This is a genomic window from Photobacterium sp. HL06 (assembly GCF_059552575.1).
This window is the reverse complement of the sequence record NZ_JCANWL010000003.1, coordinates 266,918-280,207: the sequence shown is the minus strand read 5'-3', so window position 1 is coordinate 280,207 and position 13,290 is coordinate 266,918. Positions and strand designations below refer to the sequence as shown.

At 40.0% G+C, this 13,290-nt stretch carries 12 protein-coding genes and 2 pseudogenes; 5 read left to right on the top strand and 9 right to left on the bottom strand.

Annotated elements, in window-relative coordinates; all coding sequences use genetic code 11:
* Positions 1-15 precede the first annotated feature (15 nt).
* Positions 16-255: pseudogene (locus tag AC51G0_RS31175) on the top strand (transposase domain-containing protein); the annotation flags it as partial.
* 59 nt (positions 256-314) lie between these two features.
* On the opposite strand, the gene AC51G0_RS31170 reads toward AC51G0_RS31175, so the two are convergent.
* From AC51G0_RS31170 to AC51G0_RS31155, 4 genes are all read right to left on the bottom strand, one after another.
* Positions 315-1,424: a linear amide C-N hydrolase gene (locus AC51G0_RS31170; protein WP_496304359.1), complete on the bottom strand. Its 1,110-nt coding sequence runs from the start codon at positions 1,422-1,424 to the stop codon at positions 315-317.
* A gap of 311 nt (positions 1,425-1,735) precedes the next feature.
* Complete coding sequence (locus AC51G0_RS31165; protein WP_496304357.1) at positions 1,736-2,419, bottom strand: hypothetical protein; 684 nt, start codon at positions 2,417-2,419, stop codon at positions 1,736-1,738.
* 451 nt (positions 2,420-2,870) lie between these two features.
* A complete protein-coding gene (locus tag AC51G0_RS31160; RefSeq protein WP_496304355.1) occupies positions 2,871-3,260 on the bottom strand; it encodes a hypothetical protein in 390 nt (129 codons plus the stop codon).
* A gap of 124 nt (positions 3,261-3,384) precedes the next feature.
* Positions 3,385-3,810 carry a hypothetical protein gene (locus AC51G0_RS31155; protein WP_496304353.1) on the bottom strand — a complete coding sequence of 142 codons (426 nt, stop codon included), beginning with the start codon at positions 3,808-3,810 and terminating at the stop codon, positions 3,385-3,387.
* Between the two features lie 1,034 nt (positions 3,811-4,844).
* Between AC51G0_RS31155 and AC51G0_RS31150 the strand changes: the two are divergent.
* Positions 4,845-5,441 (top strand): annotated as a pseudogene (locus tag AC51G0_RS31150) (IS6 family transposase).
* A gap of 344 nt (positions 5,442-5,785) precedes the next feature.
* Here the strand turns inward: AC51G0_RS31150 and AC51G0_RS31145 are convergent.
* The 4 genes from AC51G0_RS31145 to AC51G0_RS31130 all read right to left on the bottom strand — a co-directional run bounded on the left by AC51G0_RS31145 (position 5,786) and on the right by AC51G0_RS31130 (position 9,010).
* The gene (locus AC51G0_RS31145; RefSeq protein ID WP_496304352.1) at positions 5,786-7,393 is read right to left on the bottom strand and encodes a methyl-accepting chemotaxis protein; all 1,608 of its coding nucleotides are present in this window, start codon (positions 7,391-7,393) and stop codon (positions 5,786-5,788) included.
* Between the two features lie 167 nt (positions 7,394-7,560).
* Entirely contained in the window at positions 7,561-7,746 is a 186-nt protein-coding gene (locus AC51G0_RS31140; RefSeq protein ID WP_496304351.1) for a helix-turn-helix domain-containing protein, read from the bottom strand.
* Between the two features lie 202 nt (positions 7,747-7,948).
* Positions 7,949-8,605: a hypothetical protein gene (locus AC51G0_RS31135; RefSeq protein ID WP_496304350.1), complete on the bottom strand. Its 657-nt coding sequence runs from the start codon at positions 8,603-8,605 to the stop codon at positions 7,949-7,951.
* 78 nt (positions 8,606-8,683) lie between these two features.
* Positions 8,684-9,010 carry a hypothetical protein gene (locus AC51G0_RS31130; protein ID WP_496304349.1) on the bottom strand — a complete coding sequence of 109 codons (327 nt, stop codon included), beginning with the start codon at positions 9,008-9,010 and terminating at the stop codon, positions 8,684-8,686.
* Positions 9,011-9,145: 135 nt separating this feature from the next.
* Here AC51G0_RS31130 and AC51G0_RS31125 point away from each other — a divergent pair, with 135 nt between their 5' ends.
* On the top strand, positions 9,146-9,718 hold the full coding sequence (locus AC51G0_RS31125) for a TetR/AcrR family transcriptional regulator (RefSeq protein ID WP_496304348.1): 573 nt from the start codon (positions 9,146-9,148) through the stop codon (positions 9,716-9,718).
* A 221-nt stretch (positions 9,719-9,939) separates the two neighbouring features.
* Here the strand turns inward: AC51G0_RS31125 and AC51G0_RS31120 are convergent, their stop codons facing one another.
* Positions 9,940-10,506, bottom strand: coding sequence for a TetR/AcrR family transcriptional regulator (locus tag AC51G0_RS31120; protein ID WP_496304347.1), 567 nt, complete (start codon positions 10,504-10,506; stop codon positions 9,940-9,942).
* A gap of 148 nt (positions 10,507-10,654) precedes the next feature.
* On the opposite strand from AC51G0_RS31120, the gene AC51G0_RS31115 reads away from it, so the two are divergent.
* Both AC51G0_RS31115 and ltrA read left to right on the top strand, forming a co-directional pair.
* On the top strand, positions 10,655-10,972 hold the full coding sequence (locus AC51G0_RS31115) for a hypothetical protein (protein WP_496304346.1): 318 nt from the start codon (positions 10,655-10,657) through the stop codon (positions 10,970-10,972).
* 821 nt (positions 10,973-11,793) lie between these two features.
* Positions 11,794-13,077 carry a group II intron reverse transcriptase/maturase gene (gene ltrA, locus AC51G0_RS31110; RefSeq protein ID WP_496304460.1) on the top strand — a complete coding sequence of 428 codons (1,284 nt, stop codon included), beginning with the start codon at positions 11,794-11,796 and terminating at the stop codon, positions 13,075-13,077.
* Positions 13,078-13,290: the final 213 nt, after the last annotated feature.

Genomic DNA, 13,290 nt, shown 5'->3' with positions numbered 1-13,290 from the left:
GAATCTAGCTACTCAATGACCAACCCCGAATATAAATGGAAACACTTCGCATCGGAGATCATTCTTTGGTGCCTTCGTTGGTATGGTTCGACATCAATGAGTTACGCAAACCTCAGTGACATGCTGGCAGAGCAGGGGATCTCGGTAAATCGTTCGACTATTTATCGTTGGTTCATTGAATATGCCCCGGCATTACGCAAGAAGTTTCGTTGCCATCAATTCATCCGGACAGACTCTTCGTGGCAGCTTGATGAACCTTTACCTTTTTACTGTCTCCCAACGAATACCTAAATGTTGAGAGACCGCATGAATGCTCATATATCGGCATAACTTTGCGACAGAAACCCAAATGGAGAGAAGTGGCTGGTTTCCATAAGGTTGTTTGCCAGTCCCATGGTTTCAGCTTTTGTAAAAGAGTCGGAAATAACCAGTTTTTTACACTCGGTGAGCTTTTCGGTAAGGTCAAACCAAATGGTCTGGATGCTTTCATTACTGATGAAGTAGTAGCGCAGGTTTTTTGAATCGCTAACGTTAGTCCACAAAGTGTAAGAGTTGAGTGAATAATCGTATTTCTTCTTAACTCTATCCACAAGACTTAATGGATGCATTTCTTCAAAGGATGGTGGCACATTACAGGTTGCAACCATTGATCGTACCTGGGCAACAGGATCAGTTCCCTCAGCCAGCGGGTTTTGCATATATCGATAGAAGCAACCTCGCTCAAATCGTTGCACCGGATCATAACCACCAGGAACAGTAAATGCTGGATGAAAATTTGTAACTTCCGATTTATTCCACTGATAAAACCAGTAGTCCATTAATTTAAGTTGGGTGTTGTAATCTGGCTGGTTTGTCATAACAGTGAAGTTTTGACTGCTGTGGACCTTAACTAAGCCATCTTCTACTTCCAATATTGCTGACATTCCTTTCTTATCAGAGACAGATACATGTAGTACAGCATCGGAGTTGACGTCTCCTGGAATATCTCCACCATACAGGCGAATGTTGTTATCAGAGAAGTGACGGACCACATCAGCAACATCTGTAAAGCAATCGAGCAGGTACTGGCCCCATCTTAAAACGCTGAGAGCTTTTTGACCTTTACTAAGAGGCAATTCACTGAAAGAGCAGCTTGTATCATAAAGTGCATTAACAACTAAACCATGATTATTGATACCATCACAAAAACCATAGCCAAGTATCTCATCACCAATCATTGTGGAAATTGACGAATACTTTACATCCCATGTAAGAGCTTCAGATACATCTAAATTTTCGTCCTTACAGTCATTTTTGCTCATTCCAATGCGAAGACCTTCTGCAGGGTTCATAAAGATAGTTGCTTCAAGTGAAAACTCCCAATCCATATTACGACCAACAGTAACGTGTTCCTTGTTGATGTTATTCAAAATACGTGTACACATGACGTTACCCTTTTTGTGTTGCAAAGATTAAGTTGTATTACGATGCAAGCCATTCAATATTCAACATTCTTTTGATTATTAAAACAATGTTCATTGTGTTAATATTGACTGGTAACAAAAGTCCGCTTATACACCTAAAATTTTAATGGAATTATTCTGAGAAAAAAACTTCTATATAAAAATATTTCCATAAAGTATTTCTCACACAAGATTTATCAATTTCATGTTTCTTCCTGATACAAGAAGTACGATGCGTTAAAATTTTCATTATGCGCACCAAATCTTATATCAAGAGTGCAAGGTTCAAAACTTCACCTTGCCTTTTTTTTCATATATTCTGGTTTGGTATCAAACAGCTGTATGAAAAAATCCTTTATAACACCATAACAGTATACCGTATATCCAGGTGAAATTATTAACATATCATCTTTGCCCAGTGTTAATTTTGAATGATTTTCAATATAAACTCTGAGTTCTTTGTTGTTTGGATTAATAACTCCGTCATCATGCAGAATTCTATTTCTTATTTGTTGGATAACTTTAATTTCCCGCCACAATACATTAGTTGAAAATTCGAAACCAACGACTTTTGTAAGATATTTACGCGATTTTTCAACGTGACCTGAAGAAGATAAATCTTTGATTTTGATAGGACTATTAATTATATTTTCGTAAGTATCACACAATGACTTCAGCCCTTGTTCTAAAATCATGTATGAGTTAACAATCTCAGTTTTTCGATAAATATTAAAAAAAGACTCATAAAGTTCCCAATATTCGTCTATTAGTGTGTTTGAATGCTTCTTGTTGTCGATTCTTTTTAACGATTTTGACTTTTTTAACGACTTTTCTATTTCACTAAAACTGGCCTCGAAACTTTTTTGCTCCTCATTCAAATCCTGTTCAGACTTAATAGCTAGACGTTCACAACTGTTTAAAGTTTCTAATGTCTTTTTTTGAATAATTTCAAATCTTAAACCTTGACTAAGTTCCATATAACTCCCTTAAAACATCACTTTAGACTTAAGGTGCACCCCAACAAATACACCAAGTCTCTTCCAAAATACACAGAGTTTAGAATGCCACCTTGATTGTTTTTTACTAATTTTGCAGAAACATGCTTTCAAATGACTTATTCAAGTCATTTACAAGTTTTAACGTTTTTTCCTTTTCATTATCAGAGATATTAATTATAATATTACACTTACTACACTCAATTTTTGTCCCTGAATGCAATTTTTTTACTTTCACAGTAAAATTTGCTTTACAATTCGAACAACTAATAGGAGCTTCAAACATTATTTTGCTTTTCCATTAACAGTTTATGTTTATTATTAATATAGGAATGTTTTTGGACCAATCAAAAACAACTCTAAATCATTAGTTTAACCACTAAATAATAACAAACCAAGAGTGTAGATATACTAAATCAAGATGATAGCTTTCCTATAACGTTTGTGCACCAAGGAACGAAAAACCAGCTATTAATATAAAAAACAACCATTGGAATAATTTTGTCAGTGGTTTCTTGATTGATGAACTAAGAGCTATCACTATTTGCCATACTGCAAATAAAGAGTAATTAGAGGCAATAAACAGACATAATGTTTTAGCACTTTCATCATTGAGATACCCAAAGCCGGATGCTAACAGCCCTAAAGCCGATAAAGTCAAAAATACTGATGCATAATGGAAAACACTATGCATAACCTTCTTAGCCACAAGATCAAATTCAGCTGCTAGAGTAGGGGAGAGAAACTGTTTCTGACCAACAGTACAATGACCAATCACTGCAATTGAAGCTAAAATTCCTGAAATTATTAAAAAAGTATTCATTTATCATTCTATTCAATTGTTGCGCCATAACACTGAGCATAAGATGCATCATGATATTCTAACCATTTTCATCAAAATCAATATCGATCTGGTCGTACATAAGGTATCACTATGATATTTGATTTTAGTCTTTTCTGTGAACAGTAAAATCCGTTACCAGCTTTGCCGTTTTATCAGATAGACTAATTGTAGTCTTATCGAATGGAAAGTTATTAACATATTCAGTATTGACTGGTGGTCTGTGCCTATTAATTATCGCAGCTTTACATCGAACACGATTCTCTGAAGGTACTTTTGCAACCGTATAACACAACATTTCACCTTCTTTAAGATGCTTTTCCCATTTAGGTTGCTTTTCATGATCAGATAAACGTTTTCTAACATTTTCAGATTCACCAGTATAAACGTGTTGTTTCAATCTCACGGCTTGCTTATATGCATTATAAACACAGGTATAAACACAATAAATTCCTGATTCGTCAGGTACGCCTTGTTTGTAAAACTCTCGCCAATAACCATCAAATTTGATATTAAATATTTCTACTTCCACTTGTATCTTCCTATACACAAGAAAAAATAACTCCTGCAAGTGGGTGTGACATGATGAACACCCCAAGCATATTGAACTCCATACCAAAAGTATCGAGTGTAAAACATCACCTTGGTGCTATGCATGCCTTGTGATATTAATCATCCTGAACGGTAAAGCTAAAATCATCAATTATTTCTATTCCATCTGGCGAATGAATACATTGCCAGTCATTAATATCCATACCGGTTAATCCTAGAGATACATCCACAACCCATTTAAAGGAACCATACTCTGTTTCTGCAAAAAAATAGTATAATTATGTAGTTTCATCACCTTTAAATGATGGTTCGGAATTTACATGCGTGCGTTCCTCATGAACAAAGGTCATTCAACAATATTTTCTTCTGATAAATTAACTGTACCAACCACTATTCTTAAAACTTGGCAGCATTTTCATGCCCTTCATTTAACACGGCTACGGCTTGCTTAAACTCATAGCAGGTCGCACTCCAATCAAATTTCTTCAGATCATTCTGGTACATCTGTTTTTGAAGTGGTCTTAAGTATGCTTATGCTAAGTTAATAACCATCATTCACTTAACAGTCTCATTGTGATGCTTAGGTAATGAGATAGTGTATACATTTACTCTAATTGCTAAATATAGAAGCTGTCCACAACTCGTGGGGTATTAGAGCACTTAATGTTTTATTAATCTACGAACATCTCTCCTACGCAAGGAAACATATAAAGGATATAAACCAACATAGAGCAAATGCTCATACTGCTGCAAATATAGCCTTTCTGTTAGCGCCTAAAAAACATACACCCAACATATATAATCACCATTCATGTACATGTTTAAATATACTACCAATAACATTTTGTTATGCAAATACAATTAGTGATAAGAATACTCAAAATGTGTATATGAAACTACGAGTTATGAGTTGGTGCGCGTACCTATCAGCTTATTTTGATCTGAAGTAGAGGTTCTGTCGCAAGCTGGAGCAGTAAGTTATGATCTCCGTCACCACTCACTACTTCTCTCACAATGACGCTCAATTTTTCAGGCTGCCACTTTCCTTCCGACATCATCCTCCAGGTTGTTCGTTATTACGTTTCTTATAAACTCAGCTTCAGTGAAATTGAAGAAATCTATGCAGAACGAGGCATCAATGTCAATCACTCAACATTAAACCGTTGGGTGATTAAGTATGTGCCATTACTGGAGCATCGAGCTCGCAAAAAGAAGAAGCCCACTAGCTTCTTCGTGGCGGATGGACTTCACCTATATCAACGTAAAAGGCCAATGGAAATACTACTACCGAGCCGTTGAAAAATATGGTGATGTGATTGATTATCTCCTGCGTGATAAGCGAGATGAAAAGGCAGCCAGAGCCTTTTTCAAAAAGCCATCGGCCAACATGGATTACCTGAAAAGGTGGTAATTGATGGCAGTCATTCCAACGCATTAGCATTGCACAATATCAATGTTAAGCTTTGGCATAGCGGGCACATGCTGAGTCTAATTGAAACCCTTTCAATTAAGTATCTGAACAATATTGTTAAGCAAAGCCACTGCAGAGTGAAAGGTAAAATGAACCAGGCACTGGGGTGGAAATCTGACGAAGGAGCAAAGGCCACATGAGCTGGTATAGAACTGTGGTCGATGATTAAAAATGGGCAGCTCGACAACCCTGAAGGCTCATCTGTTTGGGAGCAATTTTACGCGCTAGCAACCTAATTGTATCTGAAAATCAGTACATTTGTACTTCAACATAACTTTGCGACGCAACTGAAAATTCAAGCTCTGTAGATTTGGACGGGGCGGGATTTTTCGGAAGGCAATTGAGGGGGGAGGAAGTGAACTTAGATTTCTTATTCATATCAGCTCCTTATATTACTAAGTACTGATTTAATATATGGTTTAAGTTCACTTTTTTGCGGACAATACCTCTTCAACAAATAGAGGAAAGTTAGTTCAACAGCTCATCAATACTTAGCAGAAACAAAATCCCCGAGATCGTATTGATCTATTTGAAGTTCAAGAGATACCGACATTTGAGTTAGCGCCTCAACTTTTTCTTCTAGCTGAACAACACTATCAGCAGTCTTATAAGATTGCATACTAATTGAAGTGACATTCTGATTCATCTCCTCCGCGACACTGGATTGTTCTTCAGCCGCAGTTGCTATCTGCATATTCATGTCATTCACATCTACTACTGAATCAACAATTTCTGTAAACGCATCTTCTGTACTCTGGATCTGACTGACAGACGCAGAGACCTTTTCCATTCCTTCCTCTACAGCTTTCACGGCATTGCTACTTCCCTGTTGCAACTTTTCAATCATTGTATCAATTTCAACCGTTGACTCTTGCGTCCTTGATGCAAGTATTCTGACTTCATCAGCTACAACAGCAAACCCCCGACCAGCTTCACCTGCTCTAGCCGCTTCAATAGCAGCGTTCAGAGCCAGCAGATTTGTTTGATCGGAAATACCACTAATGGAATCCGTAATATCCCTTATTTGCTGACACTCGTTGGCAAGCTCCATGATTGAATTAGAGATCAAGTTAAGGGTCTCTGATAGTTCAAGAATGGTATTTCTAGTTGATGAAACTATTACTTTCCCATTTTGAGCAGCAGAATTAGCAGTCGCAGCAAGCTCTGAAGTCCTGGACGTATTTTGAGCAATCTCAGTTACCGTTGAACTCATCTCATTCATCGCTGTTGCTACCAGTTCGGTTTCAGTGTGTTGCAGGTTCATGCTTTCTTTGGTAGTACGGCTTGTATCCGCAAGTACATTGGTAGCAAGCACTAAATCCCGTGATGATTCGCCAAACCGCCCAATTACCGCCTTCAGCCTACCCTGAAGCATTTTGGCTGACATCACGGTCTCACCAATCTCATCATGCCTGATGATCTCAATTCTTTCAGTTAGATCACCCGCCGACAATTTCTTAAGAATGCGTGTCAGGTTGTTAATACGTTTTACTACATCCAAATTAATGACATACATCAGCAAAGCAAAAAGAAAAAGTATCCATAGATTACTGACAATATGAAAAAGGTCAGAACTAATTAATTGTCCCTCATTCCACTGCATCGATAGAAAGGTAACAAAAGCTAGGCCAACGATAGCATTCACCTTTGACGCTAGTGTCATTTTTGCGTAGAAGCTAGGCTTTGGTACTTTCTTATGAAGATTGTTGTTTAAGTCTCTGTACAATAATTGAGCATCATCAATTTGCTTTCTGGTTGGGCTGCTTCTTATCGACTGATATCCTACCTTCTTACCGTTTTCAAACACAGGGGTAACATAGGCATCAACCCAGTAATAATCACCGTTTTTACACCGATTCTTTACCATACCTTTCCATGGTTTATCGGACTTTACCGTAGTCCATAAATCTGCAAATGCGGCTTTTGGCATATCTTCATGGCGGACAATGTTGTGGTTTGAACCAATAAGCTCTTCTTCTGTATATCCACTGATTTCAATGAAGTCACGGTTGCAATATTTGATAACTCCATTTAAGTCCGTTACCGAAACCAGTGTTGCATTTTCACCAAATCTTCTTTCTTTGTCCGACATCAAGTTTTACCTTCCGGTTTTAAAAATTCGCGCTAATCAACCATTTTATAACGATAGAGTGTAAAACCTTAAGAACAGTCTGTTACACCTAATACCACTACAGTCCAACGCATTAGCACTGCACAATATCAACGTTAAGCTTTGGCATAGCGGACGCATGCTGAGCCTTATTGAGTCCGTTGAACCGTTGAAGGATTCACGCCAACCTCTTCGGCTACCTTACGAACGCTCAAGCCTAAAGTTAGTAACTCGATAATTTTCACGGTCTTTTCTTCATCACGTTTGCGACCTGTAAATTTCTTCGCCCATTCTTCAGGATTTTTGCGTTCTGCCGCAGCCATGGCGGTGATCATGGTCACCTGAATAAAATCACCTAATTAATTTAGGTGATACCAATGGAGAATATTTAAATTAAAACATGAAATCTAAAGCCTTCGTGGCATAATTAAAGAAAGCTACCAAAAGTAAAGGTTTTATAATTTTACTTACAAATATCACGGTAAAAAACATAACCATTTAATATTGCTTTTTGTTAATCTATTTAAATGATTAGGCTTACTTATCTGTTTTTAACAATTCAGAAAAACAATACCAAGCTGCTGAAAACACGATCAGGCTATAAGCTAGTAGTTCAACACCTTCCTCTGCCAAGTTTTTTACTGAACGCATATAACCTTCCTTCATAATTCCTTGCCATACATCGCCCATTCCATAAATACGAGAAAAAACCAATAGTATCAATATACCAGCCAACATCAGACCATAGCTTTCATGATTGACGTATTTAGTTAGTGGTTCAATTGACGTTTTCTTGTTTAAGAACGCATACCCAATAGCACTCGTTGCTAACAGCCATGCCGGGTACTTCCAAAAGCCATGGTTGATTTGATCGAGTAAACCGTCAAGTTCTCGAATTAACATAATGTAAAACAATGTACTGGCTAGAAATGCAAACCCCCGTTGTTCACTGCGTATGATAGCCACTGCAGTGAAAAGACTCCCGGCAATGAAGAGATAGCTTTCCTGTAAATATTCCACTAGTGAATTTTCACCAATATTTCCACTGAGCTGGGTAACTTCAAAACGAATAACCAGGGCTGAAGCTGCCAGTAGCAATGCCAGCCCCCAAAAGTATACCGTTGAAATAATAAGTGGGTGTAATGATCGCACCTTAATTTGAGTGTTCTTACTTTTAATAAGAGTAATTTGCATAATATAAACAAACCAGTAAAAAATTAATGGACATACAAAAATTACAAAAAATGAACTTGAAACACTGCTATTTATTAATCATCGGTGATTGCGATAGTGACCATTTGCATCATAGATTGAAGCATTATGAGAAAAGTCATAACCACCCGTTTGCCCTAATCGAGCCAAATCAAAAGAACTATCTTTAAAAGCTCTTAAGCGTAACTCCGTGGCACGCAGCGTTGATACTGACAGTCGTGAATAAACTTTTGCTTGATAGCTAGGTTCACCTTCAAAAGCTTTTAGCCGAAGTGCTTTCGTATGGCGATCGCTGATGTTGTCATCACGGTCATGTTTGAGATCAGCCATCGCAGTTGAAGCCGTAACCAGTAGAATTGTAGATAGTACAGCTGTTCGAATAGACATATAACACCTCACAAGTAAACTGAACGTTTTAGTTTTGATGTAGATCAATCATAACGGAAAAAAACCATGCGTCAACACTTTTAATACGAAACCGTTTAGTTTACATTTGGGGTGTTAAATGTCGGAGGATGACGCATGAACAACAAGCAGGATAAGAAGCTGAAAATCATCGAGGTGACAGCAGAACACTGCATTAGAAACGGTTACCAAGGTACCAGTATGGATGAAATTACTGCGGCAACAGGGATGTCTAAAGCGACAATTTATCGGTATTTTAAGTCAAAAGAGCACCTGATATCCGAGACACTTAATCATTATGCCAATACATACACCGATTCACTGACTGAGATAGTGAATGACAAAAAACTGTCTTTAATACAAAAAGTAGAAGCCCGATTTGAAGGACTTCGTCAGTTGGTGATCAATGACCAATTTAATGGCTGCTACTTCCAGCAGGCCTATAGTGAGTTCTGTAATAAGGATAAAGATATAACTTCAATTTGTACTCAGCAGAGCCAGGACAAAGTTGATTTGATCACCGACCTGTTAATCAGACACCAGGTTGATGATGCCCCGGCAAAAGCTATGAAAGCAGAGCTGATTTTCAGTGGCCTGATCGCTGCGTTACATATAACCAAGAACGCAGCGCTCATCGACATCACTAAAGAGATGTATTTAAAAGAGATCTTGGATAGCAACCACCAGTGACATACCTAGCAGGTTCAAATATCACATTTAAATCCAGCCTCTGGTGCGTTGAGCACCCATTACATTAAAGCAGGTATAGGGCCTGCGTGATGTTAGGGCAAAAAAGCCGCTATAAGAAACGGCCTGATCAAAAACATCAATGAAAGAAATGATGGTTGACTAACCATCGTGGCTAAAACAGTCGAAGACACATCAAATAATGCATCAGTAAGCGGCTTTCCTTATAAGGCAATTTCCAACTGCTCAAAGTACATCTGCTGGGCAAGATCAATGAGTGAACGATCAGAGTTCACAAGCAGCGAAGCCAATAGTCCATTGAAGACCAGCTCAGCCCTTTTTGCTTTTTCCTTTGCATTGACAATATCATGTGCGAGCAACAGCTCCGCGATCATCTGAGTCCGTTCAATCTTGTATAGAGAACAAACCCCAGAAATAGCTGGATCCTCATTACAATATTCATTATGTGCTTTTTGAAAGTAGCAACCTTGAAACTCCTGGCTATCAAATGACTCTTTTAGCATAACAAATCGGGCTGACAGCTTTTCCTGTAATGATAAAGCTGGATCCTGGAACAATGTCGTTAAAACTTCAGTCGATTGCTGGCGATAAAACTCCAAGGCTTCAGCAATGAGCTTTTCTTTGGAATCAAAATGCCGATAAATCGTTGCTTTAGACATCCCTGTTGCCGCAGTAATGGAGTCCATACTGGTACCGTGAAAGCTGTGTTTCAGACACAAAGCTAATGTCGCATCAATGGCTTTTTGCCTATTAACCTCTTTACGGCTCATGTTAGCCCCCTGACTTAAGTATTACCCTTCCTCAATAATAATCGAAACTAATTAGTTTTAAAAGCTTGACAGCGCCAGTTTGGCTGCTATCATTCAAAATATCAAAACGAAACAGTTTCGTTTAGTTGGCGCGAAAAAGGATATCTCCATGATGATTAAGACTATTGCTCTATCCACACTGCTTCTTGTTGCTTCTTTGCCTACAATGGCTGGCGTTCAACTAAAATTGATCGACTCGGCAAATGGAGTGTATGTTAAAGCGACCGAGCTCTCACGCCCTGTGTCAGGCCTCGATATTAAGGTTAAAAATGTACCACAGCTCAATGGGGTATCATTTTCTACAGATAAACGTGGTCGTGTTTTCATTCCACTGTCACTCAACGCAAGCCGTAGTGTAAAAGTTGAGGCCATTGATATGGGCGAAAAGGTTGTATCACGTAATATTTTCCTTTCACATAGCCACTAAAAAAATTAACATTTTGGGCTAGGAATAAAGGTCAAATTTGTCCCGATAAGATATGGAAAGGGCCATCTAAACGATGGCCTTTTCTTTGTTTGCCCAGCAAAGCTGGCAAACCCGTCAGGTTGAAAGAAACCTGAATCGCCCCGACTAAGGGGAAGATAATCCGAATGGCAAGGGCGCTGCTGGCCAACAGCAGGGTCTGAAGGAAGCCATAGGAAGTAAGGTGTACACAACTAACCGTAACCTGTTTCGGCACTGTTGGTGGGTAAGCGTGCAAAATATCGCGAAGCCCGATACTTAGTCAGACTAATGGTGTGCTTGAGGGTGGAATACCTTACAGGGAGCCAGTGCAATAACTGGGGAAGCCTGGCACCAAGTCCAAGGTAACTTGGAAGCATCATCTCAAGAAGTGATTCAAGAATGATGTTGGTGTGAGGTGGCAGATGAATCCGTAGTAGTGAGTAAAGCCCGGCCAGTGAAGCCCAGTAATGGTGTGGAGGACAAAACCAGGCTGACCATCAGCATCATGTCTGGTGGAACGCAGCGTTGCCAAAAGCGCACTGCGTTGCGAAGGGAGGAAGTACATTTTAAGTCTGTGATGAACAGATGTTTTTTTTTCATGGTACACAAGCCGGCTAGCTACCGGGGTATTCCCATTTGGTAAATTGGGAACAGGGCACTGAGTTGTGAAACCGTACAAGGGAGTAATCAGGCTTACAGTAGTAGATTGCCGCTGAGCTAGAACGCTACAACACCTGATGAAACAGACCGACATGAAAACGAAGCATACTGTCCCCACACAGCACACGACCCAAGGGGAAAAGTTGAGAGTTTATTACAGTCTGTATGGTCACCTGCTCAGCAAAGAGCGACTGTACAATGGATTTAAAAAGGTGAAGAAAGCAAAAGGCGCGGCAGGAACAGATATGCAGAGCCTGAGCGACTTCGCCTTAAATCTGAGTAATAACCTTGACCAACTCCTTCTCGAACTGAAAACCCGTCAATACCGGCCTCAGCCAGTCAAGAGGGTAGAAATCCCGAAAGACGATGGTGGAGTCAGACTGCTGGGCGTCCCGAGTGTTCGGGACAGAGTAGTCCAACAAACCCTGAATGACCTATTAACCCCCATCTTCGAAGAGCAGTTCCATCCATCAAGTTTTGGATACCGACCTCAGAGAAGTTGTCACGACGCTATCAACAAAGCGACCATGTTCATCCGCAGGTACGGCCTGCAACATGTCGTCGATATGGACTTGTCCAAGTGCTTCGATAAGCTCGACCACGAGCTCATCCTGACAAGCATACGAAAACGGGTCACAGATAGCAGTGTGCTGGAACTGATAAAACAGTTCCTGAAAAGTGGGGTAATGGAGAATGGGCATTGGCATGAGACAGAGATAGGGAGCCCACAAGGCGGCGTGATCAGCCCCTTGATAGCGAATATCTATCTGGATGCGTTCGATCAGGAAATGAGAAGGCGTGGCCACCGGATAGTGCGCTATGCGGATGACATCCTGATCCTCTGTCGAAGCCGGTCAGGAGCGGAAAATGCGCTCAGGCAGGCAACTAAGATACTGGAAAAAGATCTGAAACTAACGGTGAACCAGAGCAAATCCCATATCGCTCACAGTGACGAAGGGGTGAAGTTCTTGGGTGTGGAAATAGGGAGTCAATACACCCGACTCCAGGCCAAGAAAGTGCAAAAGTTCAAAGAAAAGCTCAAAAAGCTGACAAAACGCAACGGAGGGAAACCTCTGTGTAGAGTCATCAAAGAGCTGAATCCGGTAGTGAGGGGCTATAGCCAGTACTTCAGGATAGCGAATGCCAGCAGGGAGTTCAGAAGAATAGCCGCTTGGCTGCGAAGGAGGCTGCGAAGTCTTCAACTCAAACTCTGGAAGAAGCCGAAAAGGCTCCATAGGAGGCTGAAACAGCTGGGGTATAAACCTCCGTTCAGCCACATCCGGATGGCATGTTGGAGAAGTTCAGCCAGCCCGTTAGCCAGCTATGCTATGCCGAACCAATGGTTCAACGATCTTGGTCTGGTGAATCTTGAACATGTAAGGACAGGGTATGTGTTCAGCAATTACGCTGAATGGAAACGTGCATGAGCCGTATACGAGGTCCGTACGTACGGTTCTGTAAGAGGGATGAGGCGGCAACGCCTCACCCTACTTTATGTTTTTTTACTGCCGTTTATTTATCTCACTTTTAAAAGTCCAGCCATTTTGCCAGTAAGAAGTGTCACATCGGCACCAAAAACGCAGTATAATCTGAACCAGCAGTTTTAGACACCTCGTTAAGCGAGTAAAATCACTTAACGG

Coding starts and splice junctions, on each gene's coding strand:
- AC51G0_RS31135 (WP_496304350.1), bottom strand. CDS start 8,605: ATGCAAATTACTCTTATTAAAAGTAAGAACACTCAAATTAAGGTGCGA.
- AC51G0_RS31120 (WP_496304347.1), bottom strand. CDS start 10,506: ATGAGCCGTAAAGAGGTTAATAGGCAAAAAGCCATTGATGCGACATTA.
- AC51G0_RS31170 (WP_496304359.1), bottom strand. CDS start 1,424: ATGTGTACACGTATTTTGAATAACATCAACAAGGAACACGTTACTGTT.
- AC51G0_RS31160 (WP_496304355.1), bottom strand. CDS start 3,260: ATGAATACTTTTTTAATAATTTCAGGAATTTTAGCTTCAATTGCAGTG.
- AC51G0_RS31115 (WP_496304346.1), top strand. CDS start 10,655: ATGATGATTAAGACTATTGCTCTATCCACACTGCTTCTTGTTGCTTCT.
- AC51G0_RS31145 (WP_496304352.1), bottom strand. CDS start 7,393: ATGTCGGACAAAGAAAGAAGATTTGGTGAAAATGCAACACTGGTTTCG.
- AC51G0_RS31140 (WP_496304351.1), bottom strand. CDS start 7,746: ATGATCACCGCCATGGCTGCGGCAGAACGCAAAAATCCTGAAGAATGG.
- AC51G0_RS31125 (WP_496304348.1), top strand. CDS start 9,146: ATGAACAACAAGCAGGATAAGAAGCTGAAAATCATCGAGGTGACAGCA.
- AC51G0_RS31130 (WP_496304349.1), bottom strand. CDS start 9,010: ATGTCTATTCGAACAGCTGTACTATCTACAATTCTACTGGTTACGGCT.
- AC51G0_RS31165 (WP_496304357.1), bottom strand. CDS start 2,419: ATGGAACTTAGTCAAGGTTTAAGATTTGAAATTATTCAAAAAAAGACA.